Source organism: Halobacillus sp. A1-3 (assembly GCF_050971765.1).
Taxonomy (GTDB): Bacteria; Bacillota; Bacilli; order Bacillales; family Halobacillaceae; genus Halobacillus; species Halobacillus mangrovi_B.
Genome location: NZ_JBPCEO010000001.1, coordinates 77,663 through 94,552, shown reverse-complemented (window position 1 = coordinate 94,552; position 16,890 = coordinate 77,663). Strand labels below are relative to the sequence as shown.

At 40.3% G+C, this 16,890-nt stretch carries 17 protein-coding genes; 7 read left to right on the top strand and 10 right to left on the bottom strand.

The features are described 5' to 3' along the window. The first annotated feature begins 163 nt into the window (after positions 1-163). Entirely contained in the window at positions 164-667 is a 504-nt protein-coding gene (locus ACRYKC_RS00420; protein WP_433805111.1) for a DUF6933 domain-containing protein, read from the top strand. Between the two features lie 157 nt (positions 668-824). Further along, a complete protein-coding gene (locus ACRYKC_RS00415; protein WP_433804674.1) occupies positions 825-2,237 on the top strand; it encodes an MBL fold metallo-hydrolase in 1,413 nt (470 codons plus the stop codon). 39 nt (positions 2,238-2,276) lie between these two features. On the opposite strand, the gene ACRYKC_RS00410 is transcribed toward ACRYKC_RS00415, so the two are convergent. The 3 genes from ACRYKC_RS00410 to ACRYKC_RS00400 form a co-directional block, all read right to left on the bottom strand. After that, complete coding sequence (locus ACRYKC_RS00410; protein ID WP_433804673.1) at positions 2,277-2,936, bottom strand: DUF429 domain-containing protein; 660 nt, start codon at positions 2,934-2,936, stop codon at positions 2,277-2,279. Between the two features lie 113 nt (positions 2,937-3,049). Continuing rightward, positions 3,050-3,175, bottom strand: a complete 126-nt coding sequence (locus ACRYKC_RS00405) for a hypothetical protein (protein ID WP_433804672.1) — start codon at positions 3,173-3,175, stop codon at positions 3,050-3,052. Beyond that, the gene (locus ACRYKC_RS00400) at positions 3,172-4,458 is read right to left on the bottom strand and encodes a helix-turn-helix domain-containing protein (RefSeq protein WP_433804671.1); all 1,287 of its coding nucleotides are present in this window, start codon (positions 4,456-4,458) and stop codon (positions 3,172-3,174) included. Before ACRYKC_RS00400 ends, ACRYKC_RS00405 begins: the two co-directional genes overlap by 4 nt. Before the next feature lie 480 nt (positions 4,459-4,938). On the opposite strand from ACRYKC_RS00400, the gene ACRYKC_RS00395 reads away from it, so the two are divergent. Further along, positions 4,939-6,888 (top strand): aconitate hydratase, encoded by a 1,950-nt coding sequence (locus ACRYKC_RS00395; protein ID WP_433804670.1) that lies wholly within the window; start codon positions 4,939-4,941, stop codon positions 6,886-6,888. Positions 6,889-6,926: 38 nt separating this feature from the next. On the opposite strand, the gene ACRYKC_RS00390 is transcribed toward ACRYKC_RS00395, so the two are convergent. The 4 genes from ACRYKC_RS00390 to ACRYKC_RS00375 form a co-directional block, all read right to left on the bottom strand. Continuing rightward, positions 6,927-7,883, bottom strand: a complete 957-nt coding sequence (locus ACRYKC_RS00390) for a ring-cleaving dioxygenase (protein ID WP_433804669.1) — start codon at positions 7,881-7,883, stop codon at positions 6,927-6,929. A gap of 92 nt (positions 7,884-7,975) precedes the next feature. Next, positions 7,976-8,656 (bottom strand): YqjF family protein, encoded by a 681-nt coding sequence (locus tag ACRYKC_RS00385; RefSeq protein ID WP_433804668.1) that lies wholly within the window; start codon positions 8,654-8,656, stop codon positions 7,976-7,978. Between the two features lie 110 nt (positions 8,657-8,766). Continuing rightward, the gene (sda, locus tag ACRYKC_RS00380) at positions 8,767-8,910 is read right to left on the bottom strand and encodes a sporulation histidine kinase inhibitor Sda (RefSeq protein WP_433804667.1); all 144 of its coding nucleotides are present in this window, start codon (positions 8,908-8,910) and stop codon (positions 8,767-8,769) included. Positions 8,911-8,927: 17 nt separating this feature from the next. Beyond that, positions 8,928-9,452 (bottom strand): helix-turn-helix domain-containing protein, encoded by a 525-nt coding sequence (locus tag ACRYKC_RS00375; protein WP_433804666.1) that lies wholly within the window; start codon positions 9,450-9,452, stop codon positions 8,928-8,930. A gap of 249 nt (positions 9,453-9,701) precedes the next feature. On the opposite strand from ACRYKC_RS00375, the gene ACRYKC_RS00370 reads away from it, so the two are divergent. After that, the gene (locus ACRYKC_RS00370) at positions 9,702-10,313 is read left to right on the top strand and encodes a trimeric intracellular cation channel family protein (protein WP_433804665.1); all 612 of its coding nucleotides are present in this window, start codon (positions 9,702-9,704) and stop codon (positions 10,311-10,313) included. A 94-nt stretch (positions 10,314-10,407) separates the two neighbouring features. Here ACRYKC_RS00370 and cysK read toward each other — a convergent pair whose 3' ends face one another. The 3 genes from cysK to ACRYKC_RS00355 form a co-directional block, all read right to left on the bottom strand. Beyond that, positions 10,408-11,337: a cysteine synthase A gene (cysK, locus tag ACRYKC_RS00365; RefSeq protein ID WP_433804664.1), complete on the bottom strand. Its 930-nt coding sequence runs from the start codon at positions 11,335-11,337 to the stop codon at positions 10,408-10,410. A 111-nt stretch (positions 11,338-11,448) separates the two neighbouring features. Continuing rightward, positions 11,449-12,081 carry a YpmS family protein gene (locus ACRYKC_RS00360; protein WP_433804663.1) on the bottom strand — a complete coding sequence of 211 codons (633 nt, stop codon included), beginning with the start codon at positions 12,079-12,081 and terminating at the stop codon, positions 11,449-11,451. Positions 12,082-12,100: 19 nt separating this feature from the next. Continuing rightward, a complete protein-coding gene (locus ACRYKC_RS00355; protein WP_433804662.1) occupies positions 12,101-13,036 on the bottom strand; it encodes an SGNH/GDSL hydrolase family protein in 936 nt (311 codons plus the stop codon). Between the two features lie 177 nt (positions 13,037-13,213). Between ACRYKC_RS00355 and ACRYKC_RS00350 the strand changes: the two genes are divergently transcribed. From ACRYKC_RS00350 to ACRYKC_RS00340, 3 genes are all read left to right on the top strand, one after another. Next, positions 13,214-15,493, top strand: a complete 2,280-nt coding sequence (locus tag ACRYKC_RS00350) for an ATP-dependent DNA helicase (RefSeq protein ID WP_433804661.1) — start codon at positions 13,214-13,216, stop codon at positions 15,491-15,493. Between the two features lie 212 nt (positions 15,494-15,705). Next, on the top strand, positions 15,706-16,203 hold the full coding sequence (locus ACRYKC_RS00345) for a carboxymuconolactone decarboxylase family protein (protein WP_433804660.1): 498 nt from the start codon (positions 15,706-15,708) through the stop codon (positions 16,201-16,203). Positions 16,204-16,299: 96 nt separating this feature from the next. Beyond that, positions 16,300-16,887, top strand: a complete 588-nt coding sequence (locus ACRYKC_RS00340) for a biotin transporter BioY (RefSeq protein ID WP_433804659.1) — start codon at positions 16,300-16,302, stop codon at positions 16,885-16,887. Positions 16,888-16,890: the final 3 nt, after the last annotated feature.

Here is a 16,890-nt window from a genome sequence, read left to right as displayed (position 1 = left end):
ACACCACCCAGCAGAGGAAAAGGGGATCGATTCATACAAAACAATATATAAGGAGAAAAGTGGCAGGAGCAACGGACACAATCATCCATATTGATTCGTTTATGAAGTGTTAAACTGTTACAATATACTTAATATTAATTAGACGAGGTGAAGGCTTTTGTTCGTGGTTGGAGCGACAAAAAAATTGCAAAATGAAATCAGCAAACCGATTGCTGATGTAGAAGATTATCAGAATGTGCCTGAAATTTACCAATGGCATGCAAATATCATTACAATTAACAGGCGAAAGTGTTTAGTGCTGATGAACAATCAAACAGGTCTTAACTTGACCTTATTCGGCCTTAGAAAGCAGCAGTTCAAGAACCTCGATGATGTTATAAAAGGGTCATTAAATCAATTGTTTCAGTTGTTAGAAATTGAGCAAAATGTTCGTGACCACATGCTGGAAGCAGCTGATCAAATTGTCTATACGAAAACGAAGAGTAGAAGGGTACTTGGGATGATGAACGATTTGAAGTTGATGATCGAGAGTGATGTAAAGGGACACGAATACGAGGATATCGATGCTGTACACGTGAACAAGGAAAACAATAACCATCCTTATTCTGCTTTGAAACATAATGTCCCACATAAAGAGTTTGTAAAATATTTCGAAGATGAAAAGTAGCACGTCATTCGCGTGCTGCTTTTTTAATTATTTGTTAAAAAGAAGGGAATGAAAAACGGATAGGAGAAAGAAATAAGTGATAGGAAGTTCTATGTTTTGTATATACCTCATTGGGTATATTATAATTAGAATAACTTCTAATTTGGAGGGTATGTCTATGTTTTTTAAATCATTCTTTGATGAAAATCTAGCTCAAATGTCTTATATGGTAGGATGTCAAAAAACAGGAGAAGCAATCATAATTGATCCAGCCCGTGATCTTACTCCTTATTTTGACACTGCAAAAAAAGAAGGATTTTCCATTACAAAAGCAGCTGAGACCCACATCCATGCTGACTTTTTGTCTGGAGCGCGTGAACTCGCCAATCGTGAAGAGGTTACTTTGTACCTTTCGAATGAAGGAGAAGATGACTGGAAATATCAGTATATTGATGAACTGGATCATCAATTAGTTCATGATCAAGACCATTTTTACGTTGGAAATGTGCGTTTTGACGTCATGCATACACCAGGTCATACGCCAGAAAGTATTTCCTTTCTGCTCACAGACGAAGGTGGTGGATCCGGTGTGCCTATGGGGATCTTTACCGGTGACTTTGTCTTCGTTGGAGATGTAGGCAGACCTGACTTGCTTGAAAAAGCAGCAGGTGCAGAAGGGACTGCTTCTAGTGGAGCAAAACAGATGTTTCAGTCACTAAAAAGATTTAAAGTGTTGCCTGATTATGTGCAAGTGTGGCCAGGACATGGAGCAGGCAGCGCTTGCGGGAAATCCCTTGGCGCCGTTCCTGTATCTACGGTTGGGTATGAAAAAATAAACAACTGGGCATTGCAATATGACACCGAAGACAAATTCACGGAAGAATTACTAGAAGGGCAACCGGAACCTCCGAAATATTTTGCGATGATGAAAAAGCTAAATAAAGAAGGTCCGGCGTTGTTAAATAGTGCTGAAACAGAAACAAAAAGCATCCGCTTATCTCAAAGTGAGGAGTACAAAAACGAGCAATCCATCATGATTGATACACGAAGCTCTGGCGAATTCTCACAAGGACATTTGGAAGGTACGATTAACATTCCTTTTAATAAGTCATTCGCTAACTGGGCAGGCTGGATTGTGGAATATGATCAGCAAATCGCCCTTATTGCAGAAGAAAACCAGGTTAATGAAGTGAAGAAAGCTTTACAATCGATAGGTTTAGATAATGTGGCAGGCTACATCCCTGCACAAGAGGTGGAAAAACAGTCAGGGTTAGAATCGTACCGCAACATCAAGCCAAAAGATTTAGAAGCTGAATATCGTGATCATGATGACTATATTGTGGTGGATGTGCGTAACCAATCCGAATGGGATGAAGGTCACATGGAAGGGGTTTATCATATTATGCTTGGAAAGCTGAAAGATAGCTTGGATCAAATCCCTTCAAATAAAACGCCAATTGTTCATTGCCATTCAGGAAGCCGATCAGCCATTGCAGCAAGTATTCTACAAGCTAACGGATATAAAGACGTCCTTAATTTAGAAGGCGGTTTTGCTGCCTGGAAGGAAATTGAACAACCAGTAAAATCATAATGTAAAAAAGCTCTGCTTCCACAAGGAGGCAGAGCTTTATTAACAACTAAATGGAAAAGGGTGATGAGGAGGCTCGGCCTCTCTATACCAAGTTGGAGATTTTTGTTTGCAAGCCACATGCCACGCTGCTATGCCTGCTAACACCGCATCGGTCGTGTGTGTGGACGTTTCATTTATGGTTGTCTCTGAATTATTTAGCATCTGTGAAGTAAGCCATTCGATAGCCTGTACTCGGCTTTCTATCTCTTTCTTATAACTGAAGGCTATAGCTCTTTTATCTTCAGGCAATCTTGAGGTGAGGGCGACACCAGGATGAACCTCTACAATACTTACTTGATCGCCAAAATGGGAACGCAGCATATGGGCAAGATGCACACCGCGCATCGTTAAATAAACCATACGCGTTAGCGTAGGAGGCATAATGGAACCAGGTTTCATTCCAAGGGATTTTGCGTAAGCACGGAGCGAACGATCGTGTGGACGGTCACCGCCGCCGTCCTGATAGGAAAGGGGCGCATCAATGCCTATATAAATAGGGCCGTTATCTATCTCCTTTTTTATGATGGAGAAGATCTCTTCATCAGATGCACCTTCTTGAAGGTGCTCAAGGTTTAATTGTAGTTTGTTTTCTTTAAGTATAGCGATAACCGTATCTTTATAATTTGATGGACCAGAAAGATCAATACCGATAATTTTCATGTTTCACCTCGCGAATACTGTGGATTAAAAAAAGACCCCTACCATTGGGGTAGAGGCAAAAGTTTGTATAGGTATAGGATTAGGGGAGGTGCTAATTACACATAAAATTAAGATTAAACTTGATAGTAAATGACTTGCGGCTGAGGATAAGCATCTTCAGCGCTATCATGAATTCCAGGTGCAGCAGCTGCAGTCGCTACGAATGCAACAATTCCTAGAACAGCTAAAAACTTCTTCATAAGAGTATCCCTCCTAAATGAGAATGTTTATTTAACAATTGAATTGCTAACCTTAAGTATGTCGAAGATTTTTTGTACATCCGCTTCTTCTCTAATAGATTTGCAAGAACCATTGAGTAGCGGATGATGTAAATATGTTCCTTTTTCTCCTGGAAATAAGGAATCATGACTGTTTCTAAGTGATCGATTAAAGTAGGATCTTCGTTAATCATTCTCTTATAAAAATCATAATGCAACTGATGAGGTTTAGAAGCATATTTTTCAAGCTCTTTTTCACCCTCTTCAATCCATTTAGAACAACCTTCATAGTCGTCAATCCGATAATGTTCAAGGATTAAACTGTGGATTGTTGTGTGAAGATAGGATTGCTTGTAAGTAGTATCAGAATCATTATATTCTAAGCTATTCTCATAGTTATTAATGGCTGAATGATGATTTCCAATCCTGGACTCTAAAGTTCCGATATTAATATAAACTAAATTTAGTTGATTTCGGTTCGAGGTTTGCATAGCAATTTTTCTAGCCGAATAGAAATTCTCTAAAGACTTCGCATAGTTTTTGAGTTTGCTATAATTAATCCCTTGTAGGATGTGACAGTCAGCACTTTTATCTAAGTCATATCTTGCTTGATAAATTTCTAGTGCTTGATCAACGTAGAACACTGAAGCTGAGATATGGTTTGCTTGGCTGGTACTGAGGGCCAATATGTAGTACAAATCACCAAATTCCCAGTCTTTAAGTTCTAGAGCAATAGAAGAACTAATATTTTTTGCAACCATTAATTCTTGAAAAGAATCCTCGAAGTCTCCTTGGTAATACTTTAATAAGCCAGTGATCAAATGGTAGTAAAACTTCATCTCTTCATCAAAAGAATCTTTGTGTTGGCGTATATTTTCCCATGTTTCATAAGCCTTCTTTACATCCAGCTCCAAAAGAAGGTGACGAATACGAAACAATTCAAAGATTATATATAGATGATGGTTATTCAACGTGTCCTCTTGACTACGTAATTCTTCCATTAACTTCTGTGACTTTTCCTTGTTCTTGAACACAAAAGATTCATACCATTCCTTTAATTTTTCCTTAGAAGGATGATTGTAAGAAGAATCGTGAAAATCAAGCCCGAGACGTTCGTAAAGCATTTCTAATACCTCGAACGCTGGAACGGTTTGATCATTCTCAATCTTAGAGAGATACGCTGGCGAGATTATTCCATCAGCCAATTGGTTTTGGGTCAACCCTTGCTTGACTCGATGAAATCGAAGTACTTTACCATATTCCATTTTACACACACCTAGTTGATCAACTGTCGATTTGGAAGAGTGTTTGTCTTTCAAATCTATTTTTAGAATACATGTTCGATTAGGAATTTTCAACTATAAACAGAGGTTTCCCAAGTCAGGAAAAATTGAAGGCTTTAAAGGGGTTTTTACCTGCCAACTTTCACAGGTCATATGAATGAATGTAACAAGCTATTCCTAATCTAGAAATAAATAATTGAGGTGGGGTTAGTATACTCAGATCAAGACTTTTTTGGCTTTTCTGTAGAAAAAGCATTACTCAATCCTGTAATACATAGGCGGATATTAAAGATATATCAATAAAAAAGTGGGACGTTATGTTCTGCCTCTTTTTTCGAAGATAGACGTTTAGTGAGATCTACGAGTAAACACGCGGGTTTAAGGGTATAAAAGGTATAGGATAATTTAATAACCTCAGGATATCGCTTCATAAAAAAACTCGTTGAGAAGGAGGAATTTCGTGTGAGTTACAATGTCACACAAAAACTGATCAAAGATCACTTAGTAGCAGGGGAAATGACCCCGGGATCTGAGATCGGCTTAAAGATCGACCAAACTTTAACCCAAGATGCAACGGGTACTATGGTTATGCTGGAGCTTGAAGCTATGGGGATCGACCGTGCAAAAACAGAAGCTTCCGCCCAGTATGTTGACCATAACCTCATTCAAGAAGACAGCAAAAACCCTGATGACCACTTGTTTTTAGAGAGTGCTGCAAAAAGGTTTGGGCTATATTTCAGTCGTCCAGGGAACGGCGTCAGCCACCCTGTGCACATGCAGCGTCTTGCCAAGCCAGGAAAGACACTTCTAGGTTCTGATAGTCATACATGTGCCAATGGATGTATGGGAATGCTCGCAATGGGGGCTGGAGGTATTGATGTAGCCATGGCCATCGCGGGAGAGCCTTTCTACGTTAAGATGCCAAAGGTCTGGGGTGTCAAAGTCACAGGAGAGCTCCCGGATTGGGTCAGTGCTAAAGATGTTATTCTTGAGATGCTGAAAAGGCACGGAGTCAAAGGCGGGGTCAACCATGTCTTTGAGTATTACGGTCCTGGTCTTAAAAATTTAACAGCAATGGACCGTCACGTGATTGCGAATATGGGAGCTGAACTGGGTGCGACTGGTACTGTATTCCCTTCAGACGAGGAAACGAAGAGATTTATGACCCTTCAAGGAAGAGAAGATGATTGGATAGAATTAAAAGCTGATGATGGTGCTGCTTATGACGTTCATGATGAAATTGATTTATCTGAAATTGGACCAATGGTAGCAAAACCATCGAGTCCTGGAAACGTCGTTCCTATCGAAGAAGTAGAAGGAGAGTCGATCTACCAATCATACATCGGTTCCTCTGCCAATCCAGGGTACCGTGATTTTGCCATCGCATCAAAAATAGTAGAAGGCAGGCATATTGCAGCAGGTGTATCTTTTGACCTGAACCCTACGTCTCGTCAGATGCTGATCGATCTTTCTCAAAACGGCCATATTGCCAACTTTTTGCAAGCAGGTGGACGCTTACACCAAGCAGGTTGTAATGGATGTATTGGAATGGGACAGGCACCGGCAACAGGCCGAAATAGTTTGCGAACTACACCTAGGAACTTCCCAGGAAGGTCAGGTACTAAGGAAGACAGCGTATTTTTATGCAGCCCGGAAACAGCTGCCATTTCCGCTTTACACGGAAAGATAACCGATCCGAGAAAAGCAGACTTTTCCTATCCAAATGTCCAGGAGCTGGACAAACCTACCGTTGATACACGCTTACTAGATGATCCGCTTCCATTTGAAGAAGCTAAAGAAGTCGATCTTGTAAAAGGACCTAACGTTGCTTCCATACCAGAAATGGATGAACTTCCGAATGATATGGAATTACCGATACTCCTTAAAATGGGTGATGACATCTCAACTGATGAAATCCTAGCTGGGGGAGCACGAGTACTTCCTTATCGAAGTAACCTTCCAGAAATTAGCAAGTTTACATTTGAAATTGTAGATGAATCTTATTACGATCGGGCAATGGACATTCGTGATCAGGGTGGTCATGCTGTCGTAGCTGGAACCAACTACGGACAAGGATCCAGTCGTGAACACGCAGCATTAGCTCCGAAATATTTGGGACTTCGGGTCGCTATCGTAAAAGATTTCGCTCGTATTCATTGGCAGAACCTGGCAAACTTTGGAGTGCTTCCACTAACATTCGTCAATGAGTCTGATCTTGATGATCTTGAACAAGGGGACGTATTGGTGTTCAAAGGCTTAAGAGATGGTATTAAGCAATCCAACACTGTAGAAGCTGAAGTGAAAGGGAAGGACAAGAAGATAAAACTTGAACATGCTCTTTCTGAACGGCAAATCGAAATCATGCAAATGGGCGGTTTGATTAATTGGGTGAAAAATCGATTGGAAGGATAAAAAGTAAAAGGCTGCGACCTGCTAACGGTCGCAGCCTTTTATTCTTGTGATTGGGTCTTTAGAGGTGCCAAGGATGTTTCGATTTCATCGCGTTTTTCCTCTAAAAAGGGTGGGAGCGCAAGGCCTTCACCAAGGTGGTCTATGTCCTCATCAGTTGCAAACCCAGGACCATCTGTAGCTAATTCAAACAGGATGTGGTTAGGTTCACGGAAGTAAAGGGATTTGAAATAATAGCGATCAACTAAACCTGAATTTGGGAAGCCGTGCTCTTGAATGATGGATTGCCATTGTTTCAATTCCTCTTCATTTTCTACCCGGAAGGCAACATGGTGCACACTACCACGTCCAGGGCGTTCTCTGGAAAGGTCTGAACGCTCCTCTAAGTGGACTTCTGCCCCTGTTCCACCTTGTCCTGTTTCGAAAACGACGATTCCATCATAGTTCCCAGATTGACGGAAACCCAGTATATCTACAAGTACTTTTTTCGTTTTTTCTGCATCAGGGACGGTTAAGTGAATAGGCCCTAGACCTGTAATTCCACGTTCTTGTGGAACAGGTGCCTTTTCCCAAGGTACTCCTGATTCGACGCCTTCATTGTGTTCATCAGAAACTATCATTAGACGTTGATCTTCATGATCCCTGAAGGATAATGTTTTTCTTCCATACCGTTCTGTAATAGGATCGTGAGCTACTTGGAATTTCTCAAGACGTTCTTTCCAATACTTAAGGGCCTGATTCTCTTTCACACGGAGAGAAGTGGTTGAAATACTATTTGTACCTGGATAGGTGTGGCCGGCACGCGGGATTTCAAAAAACGTCAAGTCTGTGCCAGGGCTGCCTTCTCGATCAGCATAAAAAAGGTGGTACATTGAAGGATCGTCCTGGTTTACAGTTTTCTTGACCAAGCGCATACCTAATACGTTGGTATAAAAATCATAGTTATTTTTTGCGCTAGCAGTAATTGCTGAAACATGGTGAATTCCTTTAAGTTTCATAATCCAACCTCCTATTCGAAATTTATCTCGAATTCAAGATAATTATACTGAATAAATTTGCAGATGTCAATTACTCTTAATTCAAGATAATTTCAGGTTTGTTTTTCAAAAGGGAAAATACTCGTTTTTAAGAATTTTGAATAGTGAGTAACAGGGTCTTGGGTATATATATGGGCAGGAAGGAAATTCAGTAAATCATTAATTTCTATCTCAACTTCTGCGTTTTGCAGTTCCCAGTGGTGATGTAAGATTGGTCCTTTGTACACGTTAGCCCCTCGTACGATCCATAGAGCGTAACGCTCAGTGAGCCAATAAGCTAAAGATCCTTGTTTAGAGGGGGGAAGAGTTTCTTTTACATGGATACGGGAATGAAACTGAGCAGGTTCATATCCTTTATGGTCTCTTCTGCTTAAAAAGGCGAAGTGATCGTTATGTTTTACCGTGCGCATAGAGGCGTTTAAATAGGGGAGGCCAAATAGTGAACGCGCTAAAAAGACCCCTAATCTATGATTGGCGTCCAGCGATATAAAGTACACTCCTGATTCATTATTATATCTAACATAGGTGCGTACATTTAATTCGAGCATATGGTTGCGAACAGGTATTGCGGAAAAGCCACGCAATTGGATATCGTTCATATGGAAAGGAACGATTGCGATCCAAGCCATTCCATCGTAGAGGTCGATTTCAAACTGGCTTGGGATAAAAGGCCTCAATATCTGTGGGGGCACAGGCCAATGCATGAAGACTAAGTCCTCCCAAGACTGCTTCATGATCCAATCGTTATATCTCATGGTATACACCTCTCTTTATACCTATGGTTTACCCATAGTGTTAGAGGAGCATACCGTCTACAACACATTTGCATGTTCCAAAGGGAGTATTACTCTTTCACAAGTGGCTTATGTACCTCCCTTTTAACAATTTCCTTCTCGAGCAATCGAATAAATTCCGTGTCGAGCTCTAATTCCAGGGCTTTTTCGCGGGTGAGGATAAGTTCTTGATAGGATAACTTGTTTACAATCATCAGGAGGCCCCCCTTTTCTATGATTGCATGGTCGAAGCGGTAGCTGCTCCTATAATATCCCCTTGTTGGTTGTACATGGGCTGACAGAATACATCATAATAAAGTAAGCCTTCAGACAAAGGGAAGGCGATCATTTCACGCAGGGATTTTCCGCTTTCGATGACTTTTTTCTTTAAGTTCATTAATGCTATAGTACCTTCATTCACATCTAGTTCATCATCCCGTTTTCCTATCACCGTATTAATGTCAAAATCAGGGTGGGGATTGAACATCCAAGTGTAACGGAGTTCAAGATCACAATGAGCTACGATTATAGGAGAGTTAGCCAAGGCGATTACAAAAGGTTCACTTAGATGCTGCGTAAAAAATAATGAAGGATTGACATGCAGAAAAGAAGCAATTTGAGATGCGACGGCCATGCTGGGATTGCGTGTTCCATTTTCTATTTGGGCATAATAGGCTCGGTCAATATGAGCCCCGTCTGCGATTTGCTGCTGGGTTAGTTGTTGTTCTTTGCGTAGTTGAATTAGCCATCTTCTCATTTTTTTCCACATCCTACTTTACAATATATACATATAAATATTTCGGCCTAGACAAGAAATTTTCCTTGTGGCAGTTTGCAACCAAATAGGAAGAAATCAGGGGTTGAAAAACTTAGCATCCTATAGCTAGGATTCTAGCAAAACACGTTTATTTTTACTAATTGGTCTGCTTTTTTTGCTATAATCAATCAGTACGATAATCTAAGTAAGAAATAGTAAATTTGTTTAGTATAGAAAGAGGTTTGCGCCATGACTTGGGAAATATTAAATATATTAGCCGTAAGTGCCTTTGCATTTAGTGGGGCTATCGTCGCGTTGAATGAACGTTATGATATTTTCGGAACATTTATTTTAGGAATTGCAACGCCCTTCGCAGGCGGGATTATTAGAAATATTGCTTTGGACGTGCCTGTCGTCCACGTATGGGAACAAGGGTATTTATTGTATGTGGCTTTTGGGACGATTGCCATCGTTTATTTTTTTCCTAAAAGCTGGGTGATGTCCTGGGATCGGTGGAACATTTATTTAGACGCCATAGGTTTATCTGCATTTGCTCTTCAAGGTGCCTCATTTGCAATTGAAAATGAATTCCCACTAGGGGGCATCATTTTTGCTTCCATTTTAACGGGAGTAGGAGGAGGCGTCACGAGAGATGTTCTTGCACAAAGACGTCCTATGGTATTGCATCAGGAAATTTATGCGGTATGGGCATTGTTGTCTGGATTACTTATTGGTCTGGGGATTATCAACATCGAGAGTGCCTGGCAAACCTATTTTCTTTTCATAGCAATTATTCTGCTAAGAGTTTTATCTTATCATTTAGGATGGCATTTACGATTTAGAGATATGTATCGATTGTAAGAGAGGTCTGTTAGTAACACCTGAATTAATTATAAGATAATAAAAATACAAACCAAAAAGAGTCCAGAGCTAATGCTCGGACTCTCTTGTTTCATTAATAGCGGAAAAGGTCTCCAGATAAGTAACGTTCCCCTGTATCCGGAGCAATACAGACGACCACTTCACCTGGTTCTTTTCGCTTTGCAACTTCAATAGCTGCCCAGCAAGCAGCCCCGCAAGAGGTACCTAACAGTAAACCTTCTTCTCGAGCTAATCGTCTTGTAACCTCATAGGCATCTTCATCCGTCACTTGGAAAATTTCATCATATACTTCTTGATTTAGGATGTCAGGGATAAACCCAGGGCTTGTGCCGACAAGTTTATGCTTGCCCGGTTTGCCACCAGAAAGAACAGGAGACCCTGCAGGCTCTGCGACATGTACTGTCATCTCTTTAAAGTGTTTTTTCAATTCTTCTCCTGTACCTGTGACTGTGCCACCGGTACCTGCTGTAGAAACGAATGCGGACAGAGGTTTACCCAATTCATTCATGGCTTCAATAATTTCGGTAGCTGTAGTAAAACGGTGAGCATCAGGGTTTGCCTCATTCTCAAATTGCATCGGCATAAAGCTGTTGTCGATCTCCTCTACAAGCTCTTTAGCTTTCTTAATCGCCCCAGGCATTTTTTCATCGCCAGGAGTAAGTACAATTTCCGCCCCGTAAGCTTTCAATAGGTTTATTCTTTCCTGAGTCATCGTATCAGGCATGACTAGAATTGCATGGTAACCTCTTGCTGCGGCATTCATAGCGATACCAATTCCTGTGTTTCCACTCGTCGGTTCGATGATGGTAGAGCCTTTTTTTAATATCCCGTCTTTCTCAGCTTGTTCCATCATATTAAAGGCAGCTCTGTCTTTAACGCTGCCGCTTGGGTTGTACTTCTCAAGTTTCATATAAATATCGGCTCCATCTTCTGGAGCTACTCGGTTTAACTTGACAAGCGGGGTATCCCCAATTAAATCTGCAATATTATTCACAACACGCATCCTGTCACTTCCTTCTTATCGCTTGTTTTGTTAGGTTGATTTTATCATAGCGTAGTTTCACGTTCATCCATCAAGCTTATAAATGAAAGAAACCGCCATTGATGCGGTTCTTTAAAAATTGTCTTCCACCATTTTTTGTGCGAACTGGAAGGAGTCTCTTGGTACCGATATTTTAAAAGCCAGCTGGTTAGAGTTTAAATTAAACCGATCTACACGAACGTTAAAGTTACTGGCTGTTTCCATTTGAGTTACTCCTACATAAATGTTCTCTTCGTTTGGATTAACCACAACCCATTCCGGGAGGTTGTAATTGTCTTTAACAAATTCTAGAACCTTCTTGTTTGGCAATGGCAATTGCCCTAAAGATATTCGTTCTTGCTCCAAGATTAGGTCTCCATTTTCTTGTACAACTGGGTTCAGCTCCACCTTGATTGGAATGGTTTGTTCAAAGGCCTTAATATTTCCTGTAAGAGTTACGTTCCGATCCAATGTTATGGAGTAGTCGAATACGGTTTGAGTTGACAATTCTCCCAAATACTCATTAGCAAGCTGCTCCAAATTCTTTTTTGTGGAAACAATCGTAAATTCTGCATCAGAGCTTTGTTTCTCTTTATCCACATTAACAAGGGTGTAAGAGCTAGGTAAAAAGACAAGAGACAACAGCCATGCAATAATTCCAATATTCACAAGAGCCAGAAGCCAAAAAGAGGTACGCCACTTATTATTTAAAAAAAATCGCTTCATTTTAAGCATTCCACCTGTATCATTCTTCAATGTCGCTTCTAATATATTCTAACACGCGTTCTGCCATTTTTTTATATCCTCTTTCATTTGGGTGGAAATGGTCTTCCTCCCATAGGAGCTCTGTTTCTGCTCCGGTAAAGATATCTCTTACGGGTATGAAAGTAGCCTGGTCATATTCATTAATGACACTTTTACTAATTCGATTATAATCACTAATAATCTGCCCAAGTTCTGGAATGTTATTAAAGTAATGATCGAAAGGATTATAAAGTCCAACAAGATAGATAGAAGCATCAGGGTTCAAATGTTCAACTCTTTGAATAATCCCGTTCAGCTGGGCTTCATAGTCTTTCTGAGCTGAGACAAAGTCTTTGTAATTCAAACTAGTAAAATTGTTTTTAACCACTTTCATGACGTCATTCGCACCAATGGTGATTAACACTAGATCAGCTTCTCTAAGAGAGTTTGAGAGATCCTCAGCTTGCATACGTTCCAGAAGCTGGTCAGTCCTGTTGCCGCGCTTTCCGTAGTTCTCAATATCTATCCTTTCTCTTTGTTCATTACTATTGAACGTATTCTCTAGTATTCCGATATAACCTTCATTGTCCGTTGAGTCTCCCACCCCTTGGGTAAGAGAATCACCTATCGCTACGATGTCCAGATCTTCACGGATAAACATATCCCTGGCACTCTCAATCACACTCGTGAAGACTTCACGGAGACCTTCACTCAATGTGCCTTCTTGTTCTCCGGCTGGAACTTCATCTGGTTCCGTGGTACCACTATCTTTTTCTTCTGCTGGTTCTTTTTTGTTAGAATCTTCTTTTTGAGTAGTGATGGAACCTGGATCATTTTTCGTATTTTTAGGTTCAGGGGAATGTACAAAAACGGCTACGATAAAGAAGGCGATCGTAAAGGAAAGTAATATCGACGCAAGCCATTTCCATCTATTCATTCTGATCACCTCTGGGTAATTGGTTCTAACTTTATTATATGTTGATCCTGCTTATTGTGGAAGATTGAAGAGTTTTATCCCCTATTATACCATTAAAAGTTATACAATAGACATACGTGAAAGGGGCTAGTAACTTGAGGGTAAAGCACAGAATTATTAGAAAGGAGGGGGAGAGCTATGGAAGAGAAATTTTCAGTTTCTGTCCGAGAACTGATGGCCTATGTCTACCGTACGGGGAGTATAGATAATCGTTTTAGAAGCAGTACCTCACTCACAGAAGGAACCATGATTCATCAGGAAGTACAAAATGAATATAAAGAAAGTGATGAAAAAGAAGTTTACTTAGAACACTCCTTTATGGAAGAAGGTGTGACCATACACCTTCAGGGTCGCAGTGATGGAATCCTCACAACGGAAGAGGGCCCGGTTATTGATGAGATCAAGTCAACATCAATGGAGATTGATGAATTAACAGAGGAAACTCACCCTGTCTATTGGGCACAAGCTAAAGGTTATGCGTTCATGTACGCTATTCGACATGATTTAGAAGAAGTTAAGGTTCAATTGACGTATGTTCAAAAGCAGACGAAAGAAAAGAAGCGGTATAAGAAATCCTATACTTTAGTGGATTTAGAAATGTTCATGGATGGTGTCATTAAAGAATACGTGTCCTATGCACGAATTTTATTACATATACGCGAGCAGAAAAACCAGTCCATTCCAGACCTGGAATTTCCTTTTCTTCAGTATCGAAAAGGCCAGAAGAAGCTTGCTGGAAGTGTTTATCGTACCATACAGGAAAAACGTGATTTGTTCGCTCAAGCTCCTACAGGTATAGGAAAAACGATTTCTACCTTGTTTCCAGCTATTAAAACGATGGTTCTCGGGGAGACAGAACGAATTTTTTACCTGACTGCTAAAACCATAACGAGGACGACTGCTGAGGAAGCGCTAATGAAGTTGGAAGAGAGTGGACTGATACTAAGGTCTGTGACACTGACGGCAAAAGATAAAATATGTTTTCAGCAGGAAACCATATGCCAGCCTGACTATTGTGAATATGCAGATGGCTACTATGATCGGATTAATGGGGCAATAATTGATATCCTAATGAATGAAACTCAGTTAACACGGCCTGTGATAGAAGAATATGCAAGGAAGCACAAAGTATGTCCCTTTGAATATTCGTTGGATTTAACAGACGTCGTTGATATCATCATTGGGGATTACAATTATATCTTTGATCCCCGTGTCTCATTAAAAAGACTGTTACCTGAAAATAAGAAAAAAACTGCTCTATTAATTGATGAATCGCATAATCTCGTAGAACGAGCCAGAGAGATGTTTTCAGCATCTATTTATGCTAATGAGTTTCAAAAAGCTTCTGAAGAGATTGCTGAAGAAGATGAAAAGCTTTATCAAGCGGCTCATGCAGTTTATTTAGATTTAATCAAAATTAAAGAAGAAAACCGTGCCCATGAGTTCATGATTGATGAAGTACCAGGAGAATTAGAAGAAAACTTAGAGAGATTTATTAATCGAGGGGAACGATATCTCAAGGGAGAAAATGAAGAGGAACGTTCTGAAAAGCTCTTGGACCTGTATTTTTCCGCTCAGAACTTTTTGAAAATTCACCAGCTGGTCGATGATCATTATCGGTTGATTATTTCAAAAGACAATGGTGATCTAACCCTACGGTTATATTGTCTCGATCCCTCTAAGGTACTGAGTGATACGACGAAGGCTTTTCGGTCAAGCGTTTTCTTTTCTGCGACCCTTTCTCCATTCGGTTATTATATGGATATGTTAGGAGGAAAGAAGGAAGATTACGTGTTGCAGCTTCCTTCTCCTTATGATACTTCTCAAATTGATCTGATGGTATCACCACTTTCTACGCGTTATCGCAGCAGAGAACATACGGCTGACAGACTGGCTGAGCTGCTTTATGATCAAGTTGTTAATTATCCTGGAAACCATTTATTCTTCTTTCCATCTTACCATTACATGGACCTCGTTTTCCGGCGTTTCCAAAAACATGAGAATGTTGAAGCTGTTGCCCAGGAACAAGGAATGGATGAGGAAAGAAGAGAGGATTTTCTTAATCAATTCGTAAGTGGAGGTCATTTAGCAGGTTTCGCCGTTCTAGGTGGTGTATTCTCAGAAGGAGTCGATTTAAGAGGGGATCGCTTAAACGGCGTGGCTGTAATTGGAATTGGACTTGCCCCAAGAAGCTTTGAAAAAGAACTGATCAAAGAATATTTCACGGAAAACGGAAAGAACGGCTATGATTATGCTTATGTGTATCCAGGAATGAATAAGGTTCTTCAAGCTGGTGGGAGATTAATTCGGTCAGAGGAAGATCGGGGGGCGATACAATTGATCGATGATCGTTTCCTTTCGTCGAAATATAAGCGACTTTTTCCAGAAGATTGGGGTAATTATCGAATTATTAAATAAAATGATTTCCCGGGAAATAGATTGAGGAATTCTGTCTTGCAAAATGTAAAAAAGGTCGATTCCTTCATGGAATCGACGCGCTTATAGCTTTTTATACAAGTCATTACAGAAGTTTTTTACATGGATTCTCGTATTTTCGGTAATACCATAAATATAAAAAATCACTCGATAAGAATCACATAATACACCTGCCTTAGAAGGAGGTGTGAATAATGCCATGGATAAAACCAGTAAAACAGAAAGAAATGAAAGAGCTGGATATCAACAACAAGAAGGATGGCCCGCTGTCGATTTTTGATCGTATGCTGGCTAATGCTCCGGACCTTTATGAGGCGTTTATCCCCTTACAAAAAGCTATCGTAAAGACTTCCATTTCGGATGACCTTAGAGAAGCAATTATTACTTTTGTATCGATGAAAAACGGTTGTGAGTTTTGTACAACCAGTCATAAAGAAGTGCTGGCAGGTTATACCGATCAGCTAGATGTTTTGGACTGGCTGGAGAACTACTCTGAAAATGATATGAGCAAAGAGTGGAAAGCTGCCTTACAATATTCTGAGCGTCTAATTGCAAAGCCCGTGGAAGTTACGAGGGATGATATAAAATCTTTAGATGTGTGTGGATATAGTTCCAGGCAGATTGCCGAGCTGAATCAAATCGTTGCTTACACAAGCTATACCAATCAATTATCGATAGGACTCGGACTGTAAGTTTACTTTGGTTAACCTAAGTAAAAATAAGTTGACATTAATAGGCCCCTTTCAGTATCTTAGTAGATAGAAGATATTGTTATGGAGGAATAAAACATGAATCAATCACGTTTATCTGCTTACGATATTACCCTTGGAGCTTTGTTTGTAGCTATGATGGCAGTGGGGGCAAACATTACAGCTATAGCTCCGTTTCTGAACATTTTAGGCGTGCCGCTGACCCTTCAGACCTTTTTCGCTATTTTGGCAGGGCTGATTTTAGGGAGTCGCCTCGGAATGATATCTATGCTTGTGTACACGGCTTTAGGATTGGTTGGAGCACCAGTTTTTGCAGGATTTAAAGGGGGATTATCTGTTTTTATCTCTCCTACGTTTGGTTTTATCCTATCGTTTATCGTTCTAGCTTTCTTTGTAGGAAAAATAGCAGAATCCAACCGTAAGTTTCCTATGTATTTAACGGCTGCTCTTGTTGGAATTGTGATCAACTACTTTATCGGAGTGACCTGGTTCTATGCAGCTATGAATTTCTGGGTTGGTGGAGAAGGACTCAGTTATGTCGTGGCCTGGTCCAGTATGGCACCGTTCCTAATCAAAGATGTTGCCCTGGCTATAGTAGCTGCAGCTTTTGCTTTCCGTCTCGAAAAATCGGTTCTGTACAGAACTCAACTTCGTCAAGCATCATAACAA

Excerpts from the sequence above, each read along its gene's own strand:
- ACRYKC_RS00375 (WP_433804666.1), bottom strand. The coding sequence starts at position 9,452 with ATGAGAAGATGGCTAATTCAACTACGCAAAGAACAACAACTAACCCAG.
- ACRYKC_RS00345 (WP_433804660.1), top strand. The coding sequence starts at position 15,706 with ATGCCATGGATAAAACCAGTAAAACAGAAAGAAATGAAAGAGCTGGAT.
- ACRYKC_RS00385 (WP_433804668.1), bottom strand. The coding sequence starts at position 8,656 with ATGAAGCAGTCTTGGGAGGACTTAGTCTTCATGCATTGGCCTGTGCCC.
- ACRYKC_RS00390 (WP_433804669.1), bottom strand. The coding sequence starts at position 7,883 with ATGAAACTTAAAGGAATTCACCATGTTTCAGCAATTACTGCTAGCGCA.
- ACRYKC_RS00410 (WP_433804673.1), bottom strand. The coding sequence starts at position 2,936 with ATGAAAATTATCGGTATTGATCTTTCTGGTCCATCAAATTATAAAGAT.
- ACRYKC_RS00370 (WP_433804665.1), top strand. The coding sequence starts at position 9,702 with ATGACTTGGGAAATATTAAATATATTAGCCGTAAGTGCCTTTGCATTT.
- cysK (WP_433804664.1), bottom strand. The coding sequence starts at position 11,337 with ATGCGTGTTGTGAATAATATTGCAGATTTAATTGGGGATACCCCGCTT.
- sda (WP_433804667.1), bottom strand. The coding sequence starts at position 8,910 with ATGATTGTAAACAAGTTATCCTATCAAGAACTTATCCTCACCCGCGAA.
- ACRYKC_RS00360 (WP_433804663.1), bottom strand. The coding sequence starts at position 12,081 with ATGAAGCGATTTTTTTTAAATAATAAGTGGCGTACCTCTTTTTGGCTT.
- ACRYKC_RS00405 (WP_433804672.1), bottom strand. The coding sequence starts at position 3,175 with ATGAAGAAGTTTTTAGCTGTTCTAGGAATTGTTGCATTCGTAGCGACT.
- ACRYKC_RS00350 (WP_433804661.1), top strand. The coding sequence starts at position 13,214 with ATGGAAGAGAAATTTTCAGTTTCTGTCCGAGAACTGATGGCCTATGTC.
- ACRYKC_RS00400 (WP_433804671.1), bottom strand. The coding sequence starts at position 4,458 with ATGGAATATGGTAAAGTACTTCGATTTCATCGAGTCAAGCAAGGGTTG.
- ACRYKC_RS00415 (WP_433804674.1), top strand. The coding sequence starts at position 825 with ATGTTTTTTAAATCATTCTTTGATGAAAATCTAGCTCAAATGTCTTAT.
- ACRYKC_RS00340 (WP_433804659.1), top strand. The coding sequence starts at position 16,300 with ATGAATCAATCACGTTTATCTGCTTACGATATTACCCTTGGAGCTTTG.
- ACRYKC_RS00355 (WP_433804662.1), bottom strand. The coding sequence starts at position 13,036 with ATGAATAGATGGAAATGGCTTGCGTCGATATTACTTTCCTTTACGATC.